General features: G+C 68.5%; 14 protein-coding genes, 2 tRNA genes and 2 pseudogenes. 12 read left to right on the top strand and 6 right to left on the bottom strand.

The genetic code is table 11. From position 1 onward, the window contains the following. Positions 1-285 precede the first annotated feature (285 nt). Positions 286-450 (bottom strand): annotated as a pseudogene (locus tag ACJX2R_RS28525) (site-specific integrase); the annotation flags it as partial. Between the two features lie 96 nt (positions 451-546). Further along, entirely contained in the window at positions 547-1,662 is a 1,116-nt protein-coding gene (locus tag ACJX2R_RS28520) for a pentapeptide repeat-containing protein (protein WP_413102482.1), read from the bottom strand. Positions 1,663-2,083: 421 nt separating this feature from the next. Here ACJX2R_RS28520 and ACJX2R_RS28515 point away from each other — a divergent pair. From ACJX2R_RS28515 to ACJX2R_RS28500, 4 genes and pseudogenes are all read left to right on the top strand, one after another. Continuing rightward, positions 2,084-2,144, top strand: a tRNA-Phe gene (locus tag ACJX2R_RS28515). 186 nt (positions 2,145-2,330) lie between these two features. Continuing rightward, on the top strand, positions 2,331-2,711 hold the full coding sequence (locus ACJX2R_RS28510; protein WP_413102481.1) for an SH3 domain-containing protein: 381 nt from the start codon (positions 2,331-2,333) through the stop codon (positions 2,709-2,711). A gap of 98 nt (positions 2,712-2,809) precedes the next feature. Further along, a pseudogene (locus ACJX2R_RS28505) lies at positions 2,810-3,220 on the top strand (NUDIX hydrolase); the annotation flags it as partial. Positions 3,221-3,462: 242 nt separating this feature from the next. Beyond that, positions 3,463-4,137, top strand: a complete 675-nt coding sequence (locus ACJX2R_RS28500) for a DUF4232 domain-containing protein (RefSeq protein WP_413102480.1) — start codon at positions 3,463-3,465, stop codon at positions 4,135-4,137. A gap of 130 nt (positions 4,138-4,267) precedes the next feature. Here ACJX2R_RS28500 and ACJX2R_RS28495 read toward each other — a convergent pair whose 3' ends face one another. Next, on the bottom strand, positions 4,268-4,588 hold the full coding sequence (locus tag ACJX2R_RS28495; RefSeq protein WP_413102479.1) for a hypothetical protein: 321 nt from the start codon (positions 4,586-4,588) through the stop codon (positions 4,268-4,270). A gap of 402 nt (positions 4,589-4,990) precedes the next feature. On the opposite strand from ACJX2R_RS28495, the gene ACJX2R_RS28490 reads away from it, so the two are divergent. The 3 genes from ACJX2R_RS28490 (at position 4,991) to ACJX2R_RS28480 (ending at position 8,464) form a co-directional block, all read left to right on the top strand. After that, positions 4,991-6,376 (top strand): MFS transporter, encoded by a 1,386-nt coding sequence (locus tag ACJX2R_RS28490; RefSeq protein ID WP_413102478.1) that lies wholly within the window; start codon positions 4,991-4,993, stop codon positions 6,374-6,376. 186 nt (positions 6,377-6,562) lie between these two features. Further along, a complete protein-coding gene (locus ACJX2R_RS28485) occupies positions 6,563-7,321 on the top strand; it encodes an SDR family NAD(P)-dependent oxidoreductase (RefSeq protein WP_413102477.1) in 759 nt (252 codons plus the stop codon). A 51-nt stretch (positions 7,322-7,372) separates the two neighbouring features. Next, positions 7,373-8,464 (top strand): DUF1152 domain-containing protein, encoded by a 1,092-nt coding sequence (locus tag ACJX2R_RS28480; RefSeq protein WP_413102476.1) that lies wholly within the window; start codon positions 7,373-7,375, stop codon positions 8,462-8,464. 741 nt (positions 8,465-9,205) lie between these two features. Here the strand turns inward: ACJX2R_RS28480 and ACJX2R_RS28475 are convergent. Then, positions 9,206-10,273 (bottom strand): ABC transporter permease, encoded by a 1,068-nt coding sequence (locus ACJX2R_RS28475; RefSeq protein WP_413102475.1) that lies wholly within the window; start codon positions 10,271-10,273, stop codon positions 9,206-9,208. A 109-nt stretch (positions 10,274-10,382) separates the two neighbouring features. Between ACJX2R_RS28475 and hrpA the strand changes: the two genes are divergently transcribed. From hrpA to ACJX2R_RS28460, 3 genes are all read left to right on the top strand, one after another. Next, entirely contained in the window at positions 10,383-14,309 is a 3,927-nt protein-coding gene (gene hrpA / locus ACJX2R_RS28470; protein ID WP_413102474.1) for an ATP-dependent RNA helicase HrpA, read from the top strand. A gap of 136 nt (positions 14,310-14,445) precedes the next feature. Further along, positions 14,446-14,520 (top strand) — tRNA-Asp (locus tag ACJX2R_RS28465). Positions 14,521-14,639: 119 nt separating this feature from the next. Then, positions 14,640-14,852, top strand: coding sequence for a DUF6274 family protein (locus tag ACJX2R_RS28460; protein ID WP_413102473.1), 213 nt, complete (start codon positions 14,640-14,642; stop codon positions 14,850-14,852). Positions 14,853-15,304: 452 nt separating this feature from the next. On the opposite strand, the gene bldC is transcribed toward ACJX2R_RS28460, so the two are convergent. Both bldC and ACJX2R_RS28450 read right to left on the bottom strand, forming a co-directional pair. Continuing rightward, positions 15,305-15,511 carry a developmental transcriptional regulator BldC gene (gene bldC / locus ACJX2R_RS28455; RefSeq protein ID WP_020869672.1) on the bottom strand — a complete coding sequence of 69 codons (207 nt, stop codon included), beginning with the start codon at positions 15,509-15,511 and terminating at the stop codon, positions 15,305-15,307. A gap of 499 nt (positions 15,512-16,010) precedes the next feature. Beyond that, complete coding sequence (locus ACJX2R_RS28450; RefSeq protein WP_413102472.1) at positions 16,011-16,847, bottom strand: hypothetical protein; 837 nt, start codon at positions 16,845-16,847, stop codon at positions 16,011-16,013. 176 nt (positions 16,848-17,023) lie between these two features. Here ACJX2R_RS28450 and ACJX2R_RS28445 point away from each other — a divergent pair, with 176 nt between their 5' ends. Next, positions 17,024-18,178: a Leu/Phe/Val dehydrogenase gene (locus ACJX2R_RS28445; protein ID WP_413102471.1), complete on the top strand. Its 1,155-nt coding sequence runs from the start codon at positions 17,024-17,026 to the stop codon at positions 18,176-18,178. 424 nt (positions 18,179-18,602) lie between these two features. Continuing rightward, positions 18,603-18,857 carry a DUF3073 domain-containing protein gene (locus ACJX2R_RS28440; protein ID WP_046086494.1) on the top strand — a complete coding sequence of 85 codons (255 nt, stop codon included), beginning with the start codon at positions 18,603-18,605 and terminating at the stop codon, positions 18,855-18,857. The last annotated feature ends 74 nt before the right edge of the window (positions 18,858-18,931 follow it).

The following is an 18,931-nucleotide window of genomic DNA, read 5'->3' as shown; positions in this document are numbered from 1 at the left end:
AAGCGTGTTGGGGGCAACCCCTTCCGAGTTCGAATCTCGTATCCTCCGCACCCGCTCACCAGGGCAGACGAGGGCCCCGACCGATCTGGTCAGGGCCCTCGTCGTTGATCCGTCTCAGCACACCGACCTGTTGCGCCACCTTCAGCAGCCCGGCGAAGCGCCATGATCGCGTCGACCACGACATCCGGGACACCGAGGAGCAGGAACACGGTCGCGGTGGTGTGGTGAGCGTCATGCAGTCGTCCGTCCCGTACCTCCGCGTCCCGGAGCAGCCGCTTCCAGACGTGTGTAGGGCTCGATGTCCTCTTCTTCGAGGCGGGGAGCCTTGGCAATCTCGGCCACGTTTGCCGGGACGTGCCCGCGCCGCACCGCCTCGCCAAGAGCCACCCGGATCGTTCGATGAACGTGGTGGGCGGTGCCGGCCGAACTCCCGGACGCCTGCATCTTCCGCAGGTCCACAGACTGCCCGACGCGCCGCAAGCTTATGGGGCCATGCTCTCTCGCCCCAAGGCAGCTTCACTCCAAAGCCGCTCCATCGACCTTGCGCTATTGCACACGCCGCAGAGCGGCTTGGCGCTCTGCCTCCTCAATCTCACATTCTTCGATCCGTGCCTGCACACGCGGGTCTTGGGTGATATGAATGGGAAGCTGTGTCGAAGGGAAGACTCGCGCTTCGATAACCTGCTCTACCGTTAGAGCTGTGGTTCCATCAAGCCGCGCTTCTTTTAAATTAGCGCCCTGTAGTCGTGCTTCAGTCATATCCGCGCCTGTCAGGTCTGCCCGCCACAAGGTGGCATTCTCTAGACAAGCGCCATGCAAACGGGTGTTCCGCAGATTGGCAAGCCCTAGGTTAACAATAGAAAGGTCGGCCCAACAAAAGTCGGCATCTTCAAAGCAAGACCTCTGAAGTTCCGCCCCCGAAAGATCAACCATGTAGAACTGGGCATCGTCTAGCCGTGCCTCGCGGAGTTCAATATTCCTCAAAGAGTGATTGTAAAGCTCAGCGCCCCGGAGATCCGTCTGCGTGAGGTTGATGCGTTCCAACCCTCCTTCTTCTTCCAAACCCTCACGCTCAGGGCGCCGCCCGAGCACCACAAGGGCCGCCTGAAGGTCACTCCGGAGCTGCCCACGACGACTATTGGCGCCCTCTGTTTTGCTTCCATCTCCAGAAGGCGCCCTATTCGCGGCGCCTTTCTGCGCGTGCTCACGAATGAAAGCGGAAAGGACTTCAACCACCGTGTTGTGGTCGCGCTCCGAGTCGCGCATGATTCGTTCGAGCGCGTATATTCCCCCAAGGCGCTCAGTCAACACATCGGAGGCGAGTAATTTAACCGCCTCAACATAGCGTTCTGTAACTTGACCTTCACGCGTCAACTCTGCTTGCTCTCTGTCCTTTTCTCGGGTGTGCTCGAACATTTTTTCCGTCTGCTTGTGGCTTCTGTGCGTGTAATAGAGACTCATGGCCGCAACAGCGCCAGCGCCGATAGCCACTAGCGTGGTGCGAAACCCAGTAATAACTACACCATCCGCTGGCTGAAGATTCTGCCTGCGCAGGTGGCTGCCGTCGATCCACCAAGGGCCCCGCCACAAGAGCAAGGAATACCCGATAGCGATCAAAATGATGACCGCGCTGAGCGCGACTTTCTTCGCCTTGGACGTCATGTCGCCCATTATTTCCGCGGACAACGCTATGAACCGCCCATGCCCGGCGTTCAGAGCAAAGCTTGAGGTGCACCGACGTTCTGACATCACCGAATGACATCAACAGCGACGGACGTCGGTGGCACTCGGTGTACTCCGGCCGCCGCTCACCCGGCAACCCGGTCAGCCCAGCCTGGGCAGTCCGGCCTGTGATCGAACTTGTAAGGCGGTGGTCAGCGAGTGCTGTACGGCAGCGGAGTGCAGCAAACAGCGAGACCGTGACCGACTGTCATCCGCTCCAGGGAACCAACCGACCAGCCCACCCAACCTCAACGACCACAGGCGAAGAGGCCGCCTGACGCCAGCCGTGACACCAACGGCCCCGTACGCCGACGCCAGCAGCGGACGTCAGCGGACCGCCCGCCCAGGCGAAACGGCCCCCGGCGGCCACCGCGCCCCGCCTGAAAAGCGGAAGGTCGCCGGTTCGACCCCGGCCCCAGCCACCGCAGCCCTCACCAGGGCACACGCCCTCTCCGAAGATCGTCGGAGAGGGCGTTTTCGTGCCCGCGCTGAACAGGCAATTCAAGACTTTGCCAAGGTTTCCCTCCAAGCCTGGCTGCCACAGTCGTGCCTGACCGAGCCCCTCGCTGGGACGGACACAGCCGTCTCCGCGACCAATGGAGGTAACCATGCAGACACGCCGTCTTCTGGCCGGTGCCGGTGCCGCAGCAGCCGTCGCACTCGGCCTCGTGGGCACGCCGAGCGCCCAGGCCGCCACCACCGACGCAGCCGCTGTCACGTGCGGCAACGCGTACTGGCCGCATACCAACGACGATCCCTTCGGCGGAAGAGTGAGCAAGTCCTCCCCCGCCGCCATCCACACCGGACCGTACGGCGACTGCACCACAGTGGGCTATGTCTCTCCGGACGCCTGGGTCGAGTACGACTGCTACGTCACGAACGACCTCGGCCACACCTGGACGTGGGTCAGAGACGAGGACAACAGGAGCCTCGGCTGGATCTACAACGAGTACCTGGAGGACGGGGGCTCCAACTTCCGTTGCGGCTGAACGGCCGAGGGCGGCCGGCTACGGCCGACAACGACGGACGGCCCCCTCCCGGTCCATACGTGAGGGGGCTTCTTCGTTGCCCGAAGGGGAGTGGGTTCATGCGGTGGACCGTCCATGGCGAACGGCAGATCTACAGCAACCCCTGGGTCAACCTGTGGCTGGTCGACGTACAGCAGACGCTGGGAACACCACGTCGTACGCATGCGGCATCTCGCCGTCGCCGCCGTGGTCGATGACCACAAGCGCGTCCTGATGATGTGGCGCCACCGGTTCATCACCGACGCATGGGGGGGTGGGAACTGCCCATGGGACTCATCGAGCCCGGCGAGACCCCGGAACAGGCCGCCGCCCGCGAGGTCGAAGAAGAGACCGGCTGGCGGGTCGAGGCGATGGAGCCCCTGGTGTACGCCCAGCCCGCGAACGGGATCACCGACTCCGAGCACCATGTCTTCCGCGCCGATGGGGCCACCTACGCCGGGCCGCCGACAGAGCTGAACGAATCGGACCGGGCGTACGGAGCCAGACGGCGGTGGAATTCATGAACCTGGCCAGCGACCCGAGGAGAGGGGGCTTCTTCGTTGGCCGGGGAGGGGAGGGTTTCGGGATCGCCGCGTGAGCCGTGACAGCTGCGTGTTAGCCGTGGGTTAGGCGATTGGCAGCGGCGGCGGACAGGGTTGGTTCCAGGACGCGGAACGCACCGTGGACAGCGCACCGCGTCCGCCTACACGTCACCCATCCCTGGGGGGATCCCATGTCGCGCACGACCGTTCTCCGTCGTACCCGCACCCTCGCCGTCGCCTCGCTGATCGCCGCTGCCGCGTTCTCGCTCACGGCCTGCGGAGGTGGCGAATCGGACAGCGGCGCCAAGGGGGGCTCGTCCTCGGCGACCGCGAACGGGACATCGGGGGGCTCTGGTGGTGGGTCGGGCTCGACCGGTGGCTCCGGTGAGGACATCGACGCCAAGGCGGGCAGCGCCTCGGGCGGCTCCTCGTCGGCGAGCCGCTGCACCAGCGACCACCTGGAGGCGGCGTGGTCGAACTTCGAGGGCGGTCCGGACATGGAGTACGACGGGCAGCAGACCGCCCGGGTGGTGCTGAAGAACACCGGCAGCACCGACTGCACCATGGTCGGCTTCCCGGGCGTCCAGCTCCAGAACGAGCACGGCGAGACCTGGGACCTGCGGCGCACCGACGACAAGCCGAAGCCGGTCCGGGTCGACGCCGGGGGGCGGGTGACCTTCGACATCACCTTCCTGGCGTCGACCCGCGACGACGACAAGAAGTTCGCACCGGACCAGGTCGTGATCACTCCGCCGAACGAGGAGACGAACCTCTCGCTGGACTGGCCGTACGGCGGTGCGCTGCTGGACCAGTCAGGCGCCACTCACCCGGGGACCTTCGTCGGCCCGGTCAGCGCGCCGGAGTGAGCCTGCCACCGCTGCCCCTACCAGGGCACAGCCCCCTCCCGGTGCGTCCGGAGGGGGCTTCTTCCTTGCCTGCGACGCCCACGGAGGCGCCCTTGTCCCGTATGAACGATCAGACGTCAGACGTCAGACGTCAGGCGTAGGCGCAAATGGCGAAGACGCTGATACCCATGTTGTCGGTGGAAGTCTGGCGGCCCAGCCCGATCCAGCCCCGTGCGTCCTCAGTGGGGAAGCTGCCGACGAGGATGGCGGTGTCGCCCCGGGCCTCGGCACCGCCGCCGATGACCTTCTTCCCCGGCGGGCAGTACACCGTGCGCCGCTGGAAGTTCGGGACGTTCTCATTGGGCAGGGTGACCACCTCGTAGCCGGGCACGCCCTCGTCGGGGCAGGGGGCTTGGTGGGAGGCGGTCGCCTCGGCGTCGTGTGACTCGGTCCCCTCCGAGTCTCGGGGCATGGTCGCCTCGGCGCTGAGCCGGTCGTCTGGTCGTCGCCGTCCTGTGTCGCCGACGCGACGCCAGGCATCAGCGCCATGGTCAATGCCGCGGCAGCGATGACGAGCCTTCCACGCCTGTGTGTCTTCCCTTCGTCACGGGCCCCTGGACGGGACCGGCTCCGTGAAGGCGTGACCAGGCGAAGCGGACAGTAAGGCGTGAAAGTATGCAAATCCCACGAACGTGGGACGTGTGAGAGACGTACGGGTGCAGCTCTCCTGAACGGCCGAAGACCGCCGGTTCGCGTTCTGTCCCGGTGAGCGGAACGCCGCCATTCCCGCCATGAGAACCAGCTGCGAACAATCCCCCAACACACCCGAGCCGCAGGTCTTGATCCCATCCGAAGCGGCCATTGGAGAGCCGACATGGCAGATGTGAAGGGCAGCCAGCGCGAAGTCCGCAAGGCGGCGATCGCAAGTTTGTTCGGTAGCGCATTGGAGTGGTACGACTTCTTCCTCTATGGCACGGCCGCCGCGCTCGTCTTCAACTCCCTCTTCTTCCCGACCTTCGATCCGCTGGTGGGAACGATCGCCGCCTTCGGCACCAACGCGGTGGGGTTCCTCGCCCGGCCGCTGGGCGGCATCATCTTCGGGCACTTCGGTGACCGGATCGGCCGTAAGTCGATGCTGGTGACCACTCTGGTGATCATGGGCATCGCGACCTGTCTGATCGGTCTGCTGCCCACCTACGCCACCATCGGGGCCTGGGCGCCGGTGCTGCTGATAACGCTGCGGATCGTGCAGGGCATCGCCGTCGGTGGTGAGTGGGGCGGCGGGGTGCTGATCGTCAGCGAACACGCGCCGAGCCACCGCCGCGGCTTCTACTCCGCCTGGAGCCAGACCGGTGTCGGGCTCGGGTTCGTCCTCTCCGCCTCCGCCTACGCGCTCGCCCAGTCGGTGACCACCAAGGAGTCCTTCCTCGCCTGGGGATGGCGCATTCCGTTCGTGGTCGGCATCCTGCTCACCGCCGTCGGGCTGCTGATCCGGCTCCGGATCATGGAGACACCCGCGTTCCGGGAGACGGAGTCGGAACCGGAGAAGTCCCGTCCGCCGCTGCTCGACGTCATCCGTACCCACCCCAAGTCGATACTGATCGCCTTCGGGGCGCGGGTCGCCGAAACCGGTGCGAGCTATCTCTTCCTCACCTTCAGCCTCTCCTACGCGGCCGAGGTCGGGGTGGGGAAGGGGGTGGTGCTGGCCGCGCTCGTGGTGGGGATGCTGTTCGAGTCGTTCGCGATGCCGATGTTCGGGGCGCTCTCCGATCGCATCGGACGCCGCCCGGTGTATATCGGGGGCGCGGTCGCGGTGATCGTCTGGGCCTATCCGTTCTTCGCGATGTTCGACTCGCGCAATCCGGTGCTGATCTTCGTGGCGATCTTCGTGGCGGTCGTCATCGGCCACGGGGCGATGATCGGTACCCAGCCTGCGTTCTTCACCGAACTCTTCGCCAGCCGGGTGGCCTACAGCGGGCTCGCCCTGGGGCATGAGCTCGCGTCGATGATCGTCGGCGGGTTCTCGCCCATCATCGCCACCGCGCTGCTCGCGTGGGCGGGGGCCTCCTGGCCGATCGCGCTGTTCCTGATCGTCATGGGCGTGGTCACGGTCTTCGCCGTGGCGGCCGCTCCCGAGACCAACCCGGCCGTTCTCAAGGACCGCAAGGGCCGTAAGGGTCGGGGGGAGTTGGAGGGACCGGACGAGCCCGAGGGGACTGAGGGAACCGAGGGGACCGAGGTGAAGTCCCAGACCGTCTGACGGGCCCGTCGGCCTCGTTCCCGTATCGCCGCCTGGGTGTGCCGCACCCAGGCGGCGCGCACCCTGGTTAGCCCCTGCTGACCTGCGCAGACTGGGTGGGGATTCGGGTCGAGACGCGGGCCGACACGCAGGTCGACACGCGTGTCGGATCCCGGGTCCCGGAGCGAGACGAGGAACGGAGTACCCATGTCTGGACGTCTGCACGGCAAGGTCGCGCTGATCACCGGAGCGACGGGCGGGATCGGCGCGGCCACCGCCGAACTCTTCGCACAGGAGGGAGCACGGCTGCTCCTCACCGATGTGGACCCGGGGCCTCTGAAGGCTCTGGAGGAACGGATCGCGGAGCGTGACGGCGGCGACGTGGCCTCGGCCGTTCTTGACGTCGCCTCGGCGGAGGCGTGGGGCGAGGTGATCGCCACCGTACGGGAGCGCTTCGGCCGTCTGGACGTGCTGGTCAACATCGCCGGGATCCTGGACTGGCCGGGCATCGAGGGCACCGATGAGGCGTCCTGGGACCGCGTGATCGAGGTGAACCAGAAGGGCACCTGGCTGGGGATGAAGGCGGCCATGCCGCTGTTGCGCGCGAGCGGCAGGGGGTCGGTGATCAACACATCCTCGGTGCTGGGGCTGGTGGGCAGCGGTGCGGCGGCCGCGTACCAGGCATCGAAGGGCGCCGTCCGGCTGCTGTCGAAGACAGCGGCGGTCGAGTACGCCCGCGACAACGTCCGGATCAACTCACTGCACCCCGGGGTGATCGCCACCCCGATGATCCAGGATCTCCTGGACGAGCAGGGCGATCAGCAGCCGGACATCGTACGGACGCCGATGGCCCGCGCGGGCCGGGCGGACGAGATCGCACCGGCGATGCTGTTCCTCGCGAGCGACGAGTCGTCGTTCGTCACCGGCTCGGAACTCGTGGTCGACGGCGGGCTCACCGCGCACTGACGGCAGCGTCTCGTACGACGGAATTGTCCGTTCCCGCCGTACGCTGGGCGGATGACGCGGCTGATCGTGGCGGGCGGAGGAGGCGGGGACGCGGTGGCCGCCGCGGTGCTCGACCGGGTTCTGTACGGGCGCGGGACGGGTGATGACCGGACGGTGGTCCTGACCTACGCCTGGGACCGGCTGCTCGTCGACCCCGTCCCCGGGCCCCGGGCGGCGGCCGACTTCACCGGTCTGCGGGCGCTGACGCCGAGCGTGTACGCCGTGCCCGGGGACGCGAAGCCCGTGGCGCCCGCCGGGTCCACACTGCCCCGGCTGGCCGCCGAACTGCCGCACACCTTCGCCCTCCTCGACCCCCACCACGGGGTGGAGGGCATGGTCCGGCAGTTGGAGGAGCTGATCGAGCATCTGGCCCCGGCGTCGATCGACCTGCTGGACGTGGGCGGCGACATCCTCGCGTACGGCGATGAGCCGACGCTGCGGAGCCCGCTCGGCGACGCGCTGTCGCTCGCCGCGTGTGCGCAGGTGAACGCGGAGATCCGGCTGCTGGTCGCCGGGCCGGGGCTGGACGGGGAGATTCCGGTGGAGGTGCTGCACGAACGGCTGGAGCGGGTGGTCCATACGCTGACCGCCGGCGATGTCGCGCCCATCGGGCCCGTCATGGAATGGCATCCGTCGGAGGCCACCGGCATGCTCACGGCCGCGGCGCGGGGGGTGCGGGGGCTGTGCGAGGTGCGGGACGCGGGGCTGACCGTTCCCCTGACGGACGGCGGGGCCGTGGTCCATGAGGCGGATCTCGACACCGCGTTCCGCCGGAACCGGCTGGCCGGAGCCATCGCCGACACCACCGGACTCGCTGAGGCCGAGCGGCACTGCCGGGAGATCTGCGGCTACTCGGAGATCGACTACGAACGGGAGAAGGCCGCGCGGTTCGGGGCGGCGCCCGAGGGGCCGTTCCGGCCCAGGGCCGTACTCGCCGGGGTCGCCCGCTTCGCGGAGGAGGCCCGTGGCCGCGGGGTCAGCCACACCACGTTCCGCCGTCTCACCGAGGTTCTCGGGCTGAGCGGTGTCCAACGCGCGGATCTGCGGGCCCTGCTGATCGGGACTCAGCCGGAGCGGTACGACGCCCCGCTGTGGCGGCTGTGATCCCCCGGATGGGGTATAGTTGATCTCGCAACGCCGCCCCGGAGGGCGGGAGTTGATGCGTCGGTCGTCTAAGGAAAGATACTCGTCTCCAAACGAGGGATGTAGGTGCAAGGCCTGCTCGGCGCTCCTTAGGAAAGTCCCTCCCCTGATCGCAGGGGAGGGACTTTTTTGTGTGTCCGCTCTTGCCGGGGTGTCCGCCCCTGCCGGGGTGTCCGCCTGCCGAGGTTTCCGGCGGACCACGCGGCGGAGCCGCATGGCGATGCTTTCCTTTCCCCTCCCCGCCCCTTCCCGTAACCAGGGGCTCCGCCCCTGGACCCCGAGGTCTGGGGCGAAGCCCCACCACGCGGCGGAGCCGCACACCGATGCCCCGGGAAGGGGCGAAGCCCCGGTTGCGGAGTCTGAGGCGAAGCCCCGGTGCGGAGTCTGAGGCGGATGCCCCCGGGCCGGGACCTGGGACCAAGCCCGGACCGGGGGCTGGGGCTCTGCCCCCCTTGAGGGACTGGGGCTTCGCCCTCTTGCGGGGCTGGGGCGGAGCCCCGGTGCGAAGCCTGGGACGAAGCCTGGGACGAAGCCTGGCCTCAGGCCCAGTGCTGGGCCTGAGGCCAAGCCCCTGTCCAGGGCCCGAGGCAAAGCCTCGGCTTGGGGGGCTGGGGCGGGGCCCCGGTTGTGGGACGGGGCGGGGAGGGGGACAGTCCGCCGCAGGCGTCGAGACTCGCCGGGTGCCCCCTCGAACCGCCCCCCTCAGCACCGCGTCGGCGTCGCCCTCGGCGGGCGGCCGCCCGGGTGGCGGTGGCGCCAGGTCCAGAAGACCGCGGCGGACAGCAGACACCACACCACCAGCACCAGGAACGGAAAGGCGTGCTGATGGGCGCGGAAGTAGATCGCGGTGTGCTGGGCGTTGACCGAGGCGCCCGGTGGGAGCCAGCGGCCGATGGTGCCGAGAAGCGAGGGGAGCAGGGGCCAGGAGACGGCGCCGCCGGAGGAGGGGTTGCCGAGGAGCACCATCAGCCCCCAGGTGGGGATGAGCGCCCAGCGCCCGAAGAGGACGTTGAACATGGAGAACACCAGCCCCGAGGTGAACATCGTCAGCGCCAGGATCGCCCAGGACTCCGGGAAGGGGAGCCGGAGCGCGCCCAGCCCCTGGTCGACGATCACCGCGATGGTGAACCCGCCGAGCAGGGCGTACGCGATCATGAAGGCGATCCGCTCGGCCGGGTTGAGCTCGGAGGCGTTCACGCTGAGCTGGATGGCGCCGAGGAAGCCGATGATCGTGGCGGCCAGGGAGATGTAGAAGACCGCGAGGCCGCGCGGATCGCCGGGCTGTAGCGGCTTCACGTCCCTGACCGTGACCGGCACCCCGGAGACCCGGCCGACCTTGCCCGCGGCCTGGCCGAGCACCTGGGCGACGGTCGCCCCGGCCGCGCTCGCGACGTCCATCCGCACGCCGCGGCCGCGCACCTGGAGGACCGCGAAGACCCGCTGCTCCTCCAGGGACCAGCGGGCCTTGGCGTAGCCGGGGTAGGGATGCAGCCGGAGGGAGGCGTTCAGGGCCTGCTCCATCCCGGCGAGGAACCGGTTCAGCGGGGCGGCGCCGTGATCGGGGACCACGACGGCGGTGGGGACGTTCCGGGGGGTGGGGTTCGCGAAGGCGTAGGTGTACGAGCCCGCGAAGAGCCCCGCACCCGCGGAGATGATCAGCACGATGACGGTCGCGGGGAAGAAGGGGGACCGCTTGAAGGCCCCCCACCCCCATCGCGGTGATCGGCGTTCGGGCTCGGGGTCGGGGCGCTGCGCCAGGTCATCGGCCATGAGAGCACGCTAAAGCGATGAGCCGGTACATATCGCACATATCGCACGACGCGGCGCGGATGGAAATGGTTCGCCAGCCGTTTTCCGGAGGTGAGATCCTGGGGTCCGTATGTCCACCACGTCTGCCCCCGCCCTGCCCGCCCTGCTGGAGCGGCTGCCCGAGCTGATGCTGCGCGACCAGCAGCGGCTGGGACGCCGGCTCGACGGTGCGCGCCGGATCCGTAAACCCGAGGCCCGTGCGGCCGTGCTCGGCGAGATCGCCGAGGAGATGACGCGTGCCGAGCTGCGGGTCGCGGACCGCCGCGCCGCGGTGCCGGCCATCACCTATCCGGAAGAGCTGCCGGTCAGCCAGAAGAAGGACGCGATCCTCGAGGCCGTCCGGGATCACCAGGTGGTGATCGTCGCGGGTGAGACCGGCTCCGGGAAGACCACCCAGATTCCGAAGATCTGTCTGGAGTTGGGGCGCGGCGTCAAGGGCCTCATCGGCCATACGCAGCCACGCCGGATCGCGGCCCGCACGGTGGCCGAGCGCATCGCCGAAGAGATGCGGTCACCGCTCGGCGAGTCCGTCGGCTGGAAGGTCCGCTTCACCGACCAGGTGGGCCAGGACACCCACGTCAAGCTGATGACCGACGGCATTCTGCTCGCCGAGATCCAGACCGACCGCGAGCTGCGCCAGTACGACACGATCATCATCGACGAGGCCCATGAGCGCAGCCTCAACATCGACTTCCTGCTCGGCTATCTGGCCCAGCTGCTGCCCCGCCGCCCCGACCTCAAGGTCGTGATCACCTCCGCCACCATCGACCCGGAGCGCTTCTCCCGCCATTTCGGCGACGCGCCGATCGTCGAGGTCAGCGGGCGTACCTATCCGGTCGAGGTGCGCTACCGCCCGCTGCTCGAGGAGGGCGGCGAGGACAGCGACCGCGACCAGATCACCGCGATCTGCGACGCGGTCGACGAGCTCCAGGCCGAGGGCCCCGGCGACATCCTGGTCTTCCTCTCCGGGGAGCGGGAGATCCGCGACACCGCCGACGCGCTGAACAAGAAGAAGCTCCCGGTCACCGAGGTGCTCCCGCTGTACGCGCGGCTGTCGCACGCCGAGCAGCACCGGGTCTTCCAGAGACACACCGGCCGCCGGATCGTGCTGGCGACGAACGTGGCCGAGACCTCGCTGACCGTCCCCGGCATCCGCTATGTGATCGACCCGGGCACCGCCCGGATCTCCCGCTACAGCCATCGCACCAAGGTCCAGCGGCTGCCCATCGAGCCGATCTCCCAGGCCAGCGCCAATCAGCGCAAGGGCCGCTGCGGCCGGACCAGCGACGGCATCTGCATCCGGCTGTACTCCGAGGACGACTTCATCACCCGCCCGGAGTTCACCGACGCCGAGATCCTGCGGACCAACCTCGCCTCCGTCATCCTCCAGATGACCGCCGCCGGCCTCGGCGACATCGAGAAGTTCCCCTTCATCGACCCGCCGGACCGCCGCAACATCAAGGACGGCGTCCAGCTCCTGGAGGAGCTGCACGCCCTGGACAGCAAGCAGAAGGACCCGCGCAAGCGGCTCACCCAGGTCGGCCGGAAGCTGGCCCAGCTGCCGGTGGACCCGCGGCTGGCCCGGATGGTGCTGGAGGCGGATCGGAACGGCTGTGTCCGCGAGGTCATGGTGATCGCGGCGGCACTGTCCATCCAGGACCCGCGCGAGCGCCCCTCGGACAAGCAGCAGCAGGCGGATCAGCAGCACGCCCGCTTCAAGGACGAGTCCAGCGACTTCCTGGCCTTCCTCAATCTGTGGAAGTACGTCCGGGAGCGGCAGAAGGAGCTGTCCTCCTCCGCGTTCCGCCGGATGTGCCGCAATGAGTACCTCAACTACCTGCGCATACGCGAATGGCAGGACATCTACAGCCAGCTGCGCACGGTCGCCAAGACCATGGACATCCACATGTCCGAGCAGGACGCGGCGCCCGATCGCGTCCACACCTCGCTGCTCGCCGGGCTGCTCTCCCATGTGGGCCTGAAGGACACCGAGAAGAACGAGTACGTGGGCGCGCGCAGCGCCAAGTTCGCGGTCTTCCCCGGCTCGGCGCTGTTCAAGAAGCCGCCGCGCTGGGTGATGTCGGCGGAGCTGGTGGAGACCTCCCGGCTGTGGGCGCGGGTCAACGCGCGGATCGAGCCGGAGTGGATCGAGCCGCTCGCCCAGCACCTGGTCAAGCGCACCTACAGCGAACCGCACTGGGAGCAGAAGCAGGCCGCGGTGATGGCGTATGAGCGGGTGACGCTCTACGGGGTGCCGATCGTCGCCCAGCGGAAGGTCAACTACGGCCGGATCGACCCCGAGACCAGCCGCGATCTGTTCATCCGCAACGCCCTGGTGGAGGGCGACTGGCGCACCCACCACCAGTTCTTCCACGACAACCGCAAGCTGCTGGGCGAGGTCGAGGAGCTGGAGCACCGCGCCCGGCGGCGCGACATCCTCGTGGACGACGAGACGCTCTTCGACTTCTACGACCAGCGGATCCCCGAGCACGTGGTCTCCGGCGCCCACTTCGACTCCTGGTGGAAGCACAAGCGGCGCGAGGAGCCGGAGCTTCTCAACTTCGAGAAGTCGATGCTCATCAACGAGCGGGCGCAGGGCGTCACCAAGGACGCCTATCCGGACTCCTGGCGCCAGGGGAAGCTCAAGTTCAAGGTGACCTATCAGTTCGAGCCGGGGGCGGACGCGGACGGGGTGACCGTCCACATCCCGCTCCAGGTGCTCAACCAGGTCACCCCGGACGGCTTCGACTGGCAGATCCCGGGGCTGCGCGAGGATCTGGTCACCGAGCTGATCCGCTCGCTGCCCAAACCCGTCCGCCGGCACTACGTCCCGGCGCCCAACTACGCCAAGCGCTTCCTGGAAAGCGCTGTCCCCCTCCAGGAGCCGCTGACGGCGGCGCTGGGGCGGGAGCTCCAGCGGATGGTGGGCGTACGGATCGAGCCGGAGGACTGGGACCCGACGAAGGTCCCCGACCACCTGAAGATCACCTTCCGGGTGGTGGACGAGCGGCGCCGCAAACTGGCCGAGGACAAGGACCTGGAGGCGCTGCGGCAGCGGCTGCGGCCCAAGACGCGGGCCGCGATCTCCAAGGCTTTCGAGTCCTCCAAGGAGGCCGTGGGGATCGAGCAGCGCGGCGGGCTGACCCGGTGGACGGTGGGCACGCTGCCGCGCACCTTCGAGACGCGCCGCGGCGGCCAGCCGGTCAAGGCGTATCCGGCGCTCGTCGACGAGGGCTCCTCGGTGGCCGTACGGCTCTTCGACACCGAGGCCGAGCAGCGGGAGGCGATGTGGCGGGGGACGCGCCGGCTGATCCTGCTCCAGCTGCCGTCCAACCCGGCGAAGTTCGTCCAGGGCAAGCTCTCCAACCAGGCCAAGCTGGCGCTCTCCAGCAGCCCGCACGGCAGTGTGCAGGCGCTGTTCGACGACTGCGTGGCCGCGGCGGCCGACCGGCTGATCTCGGCCCGTGGCGGCCCGGCCTGGGACGAGGAATCGTTCCGCAAGCTCTTCGACGCCGTCCGCGGCGACATCATGGACGCCACGCTGGACACCGTGCGCAAGGTCCAGGAGGTGCTGGCGGCCTGGCAGTCGTGCGAGCGGCGGCTGAAGGCCACCACCAGCCCGGTGCTGCTGACGTCCCTCACGGACATCAGGGAGCAGCTCTCGGAGCTCATCACCCCGGGTTTCGTGACCGCCCACGGCGTACGGCGGCTTCCGGACCTCATGCGCTATCTGGTGGCCGTGGACCGGCGGCTCCAGCAGCTTCCGGGCAACGCCGAGCGGGACCGCTCCCGGATGGCGAAGGTGCGGGAGATGCGGGACGAGTACGCCTGGCTGCTGGAGCAGTTCCCGCCGGGGCGCCCGGTGCCCCAGGAGGCGCTGGAGGTCCGCTGGATGATCGAGGAGCTGCGGGTCAGCTACTTCGCACACGCCCTCGGCACGGCCTATCCGGTGTCGGACAAGCGCATCGTCAAGGCCATCGACGCGGTGGCTCCGTAAGGGTGTCCCGGGGTCCCGGCGGCCCGCCGGGGCCCCGCCGGGCGCGAGTTCGACCGCACCCCCTGACCTGCTGTAGAGTCTGCATCGCAGCGCACACAGCGCGGCGCACGGCGGCGAAGCCGCAAGCGTCACTGTTGGTCCTGTGGAGCAGTTTGGAGTGCTCGCCACCCTGTCAAGGTGGAGGCCGCGGGTTCAAATCCCGTCAGGACCGCTTACCCGGAAGGCCCGGATCCGTATCTGGATCCGGGCCTTCGGCGTCTTGACGGCACACCACACACAGAGGTACCCAAACTAAAAGGTGTGCGCGGGGGTGCGCGGGAGGTGCGGCGTATGACGACGTCCGCGAAGCATGAGACCAGGGCGCTGCTGCGCGCCCATCTGGCGGCCGCCGCGGGCAACCGCCACTTCACCCGGCACTGTCCGATCTGCCACCGCCTGCTGCGGCTGGCGATGGAGCACTCGGCGGCCGACGAGGCGGCCGACGGGGCCGAACACGAGAAGCGCGAGGAGGCGACGGCGGCCTCGCCACCGTCAACTCGGTAAGCCCTTACCGCAGTTGCCTTTTAGCGCAACCGCTGGACACAGAGCAAGGGTTGGGGAGTGTGACGGGAGTCACCGAATGAGTTTCCGGAGTGAGGGAACTTACACCCCGCTCGCCATAGGTCAATTTAATATGTGCAATTGCACCCTCTGTCCATGACCCTCGCGAGCCCCCCGAAAGCGCTCCGCGAGCTTCCCCGAGCCCCTTGCGGATCGCCCCGCACAACCCGAACGATTGCGCCTCCAAGGGCACTTGAGGCCCCCTGGATCCACCCTCCGGAGGAACCGTCCCCAGGGCATAAAAAGATCGCGCCGGACCCGGCGGAGTCCAGCGCGATCAACGACGCACCCATGTCGAGCGGTGGAGGGCCTGTTGGGGCAGGCACCCGTCGTGGTGGAGCTATACAGGCGAAAGCCGGGCTGGGGGGCCCGGAAATGCCCGGTTATGCGGTTATTCAGCCCTCGCTGCGCTGCTGCGGGATGCCCGCAAGAAGAGCACGGACCTCCGCTTCGCGGTAGCGCCGATGCCCTCCGAGCGTACGGATCGACGTGAGCTTGCCTGCCTTCGCCCAGCGAGTGACCGTCTTCGGGTCCACGCGGAACATCGTGGCAACCTCAGCCGGGGTCAGCAGCGGCTCGGCATCAGGGGTGCGAGCGGTCATGAGCGGCCTCCTCGGGAGAACCGAACCATCACGGTTCTTTCCTCTAAATTCTGCACCTTGACCCACGTTGCCCGAAATGGCGGACGCGGGCCGAGTCGGTTATAGGACGAACGGCTTGTCCTCGGCACTACAACTACACCATCTGTCCAGCCCCGTCGGCCAAACCGATGGAATTGCCCTCTCAGGTGACCAACCTCGACGGAAGCCGATGGACCATGCCATAACGGACTGTCACACGGCCGTGACGATCAGTCACAACAGGATCAGGGGCCACCAGATCCGTCAAGGAGTGCAATACCGATGAATCCGCCCATAGTTGGGCGGAAGGAGTCCCTCCCGGACTCCTTGTCCTATTTTGACACGAGGATGGGTGATTACCGCAAGGCCCGAAGTCAGTGCTTTAGGTCACGATTGAGGCAATGGCCCGGATCGGGACCTACGTCCCCTCTGTTCCGGCAAACCGCTCAACCGGTCGCCCGGCGCCCGTTCGACCGGGCGTTCAGCTCGCGTTCTGCCGCCCGCGGACCACGCTCCAGCGGTCGGTCAGCCGCTCGTACGCGACGCCCGCGCGCTCCCCGTCCCCGTCGCGCAGCGCCGCCAGGCCCTCCGCCACGTCCGCGGCCGAGTGGTCGTCCTCCAGCTGCCCGGCCGGCAGCGCGTGCACCAGGCCGCCGTAGTCCAGCTCGACCAACGACCGGGGGTGGAACTCCTCGAGCCACCGGCCGACGTCCACCAGCCCGTCGATCAGCGGCCCTTCGCCGAGGGCCTCCTTGAGCACCTTAAGCCCACGCGCCACCCGGCGCCTGGCCTGGACCATTGGGGTGCGGTAGCGGAGGATGAGCCCCTCGTCACCCTTGGTGAACTCGCGCTCCTCGTCCCCGAAGAGCACGAACCAGCGCACCGGCACATGCCAGGTGGCCGAGCGGATCCACGGCCGGGCGTCCGGGTTGCGCTCCAGCCACCGCTCGAAGTCGGCCACCGCCTGCCGGCGCACCACCGGGGGCAGGGCCGCGTCCAGAAGGGGCCCGGGAAGGCGCTCCGGCAGCTCCTCCAGCGCCAGCCAGCCCCGCAGCCGGGTGCGCCACGGGCAGACGCAGGTGACGCCGTCCACGAGCGCCACGAAGGCGTCCGCGCTCTCGTGCACCGGAACCGCCACCGGGGGGACCGGCAGCAGGTCCGCGAGCGAGCGGCGCAGCTCGTCCTGCGCGCCGGGCAGGTCGTCGCGCTTGGCATACCGCGCCCAGTGCGATCGCTCCGGCTCCGGAAACGCTGCCAGTGGCTCATAGACCCGGAGATACGCCGCGTACGGGACAATCACCGAAGACGCCAAGGTCACACGCGCTCCCTCAAGGCTGAGACCACCGCCAGGGGCTCCCTTACCCCCACCTGACGGCATCGTCCCATGCCCGGCATACGGACTCGTCGGGGACATGGCCGATCCGCCGGGCCCCCAGGGCTTACCCTCTTGCCCACGGCCCTCCCCACCAGCCAGGAGGGCGTCTTCCCCGACCTATGGGAGTCACCACCGTGACCGACGTACGTCACACCGTCAGCGCCGACGGTCCGACGGAGAGTCGCGTGCCGAACCCTCTCTCACCTCTTTCGACACTGTTCCGCTCCGATCTCGGCGGGCATGAGCAGGTGCTGCTCTGCCAGGACCGGGAGAGCGGCCTCAAGGCCGCCATCGCCATCCACTCCACCGCCCTGGGCCCGGCCCTCGGCGGCACCCGCTTCCACGCCTACGCCTCCGAGGAGCACCCCGAAGAAGCGGCGCTCCTCGACGCGCTCAACCTCGCCCGCGGCATGTCCTACAAGAACGCGCTCGCCGGGCTCGACCACGGTGGCGGCAAGGCCGTGATCCTCGGCGATCCCGAGGAGATCAAGACCGAGAAGCTGCTGCTCGCCTACGGCCGCTTCGTGGCCTCCCTCGGCGGTCGCTACGTCACCGCCTGTGACGTGGGCACCTATGTGGCCGACATGGACGTCGTCGCCCGCGAGTGCCCCTGGACCACCGGCCGCTCCCCCGAGAACGGCGGCGCCGGGGACTCCTCGGTGCTGACCGCCTTCGGCGTCTTCCAGGGGATGCGGGCGAGCGCCCAAGCGTCCTGGGGCGCGCCCACGCTGCGCGGCCGCCGGGTCGGCATCGCGGGGGTCGGCAAGGTCGGCCACCACCTGGTGGAGCACCTGCTGGAGGACGGCGCCGAGGTCGTGGTCACGGATGTGCGCACCGAGTCGGTGGACCGCGTGCTGGCCCGCCACCCCCGCGTCCAGGCGGTCCGGGACACCGAGGCGCTGATCCGCGCCGACCTGGACGTCTACGCCCCGTGCGCGCTCGGTGGCGCCCTGGACGACGCCACGGTGCCCGTCCTGACCGCGAAGGTGGTGTGCGGCGCGGCCAACAACCAGCTGGCCCACCCGGGCGTGGAGAAGGACCTGGACGGCCGCGGCATCCTCTACGCGCCGGACTACGTGGTGAACGCCGGTGGTGTCATCCAGGTGGCCGACGAGTTGCACGGCTTCGACTTCGACCGGGCCAAGGCCAAGGCGGCAAAGATCTTCGACACGACGTTGGCCATATTCGATCGGGCACAGACCGACGGCATCCCGCCCGCCGCGGCCGCCGACCGGCTGGCCGAGCACCGGATGGCCGAGGGCCATGACGCCTGAACCGTGGTCTGGCAGATGCCACCGGCATGGGCCATGGGGCGCCCGAGGGCCGCTGGAAGCGTCTGAGAGCGCCTGAGGAGCGGTGTGAGGCCGTGCGAACGGGCCGTGCGGGACTCTTGCCGGAGGCCGCCGTACGGGGGACATGAGAGCCCCCTGGGAGCCATCGGGGAGAGATCCCTCACGGCCCGTCGGCGGGTCGGCGCACAAGACACGTTAAAATCGCAGCTGACCAGCGAGGAACGGGCTCCTCGCGGGTTCTGCCTCGTGGCACGTCGTGTGGGCGACGTACCGTATGGCCACAGAAGCAGGTACCGTTGAAGCCCTACGGGCCGGTCTCTCTTCTGAGAGTCCGCTCTGACTTATGAACGTGAACGCGTGTCAAGACTCTGGGGCCGTCGAGCCCCGTCGTTGAGGGGGTCGAGCCATGGGGCGCGGCCGGGCCAAGGCCAAGCAGACGAAGGTCGCCCGCCAGCTGAAGTACAACAGCGGTGGGACGGATCTCTCACGCCTGGCCGAGGAGCTGGGCGCATCGACATCGAACCAGCCGCCGAATGGTGAGCGGTTCGAGGACGATGAGCTGGACGACGACCCGTACGCACAGTACGCGGATCTGTACAACGACGATGAGGACGAGGACGACGAACAGTCCGATCCGTCCCCGCAGCGTCGCCGCGCCTGAACCACACGTTCCAGGCGCTCGGCTTATCGCCGCACACCTCCCCCGGTCCGAGGCACCCGCCTCGGGCCGGCTTC

Source organism: Streptomyces sp. Inha503 (genome assembly GCF_047215865.1).
Taxonomy (GTDB): Bacteria; Actinomycetota; Actinomycetes; order Streptomycetales; family Streptomycetaceae; genus Streptomyces; species Streptomyces lycopersici.
Note: the sequence above shows the minus strand (reverse complement) of the source record. Positions and strands in the feature narration are given on the sequence as shown.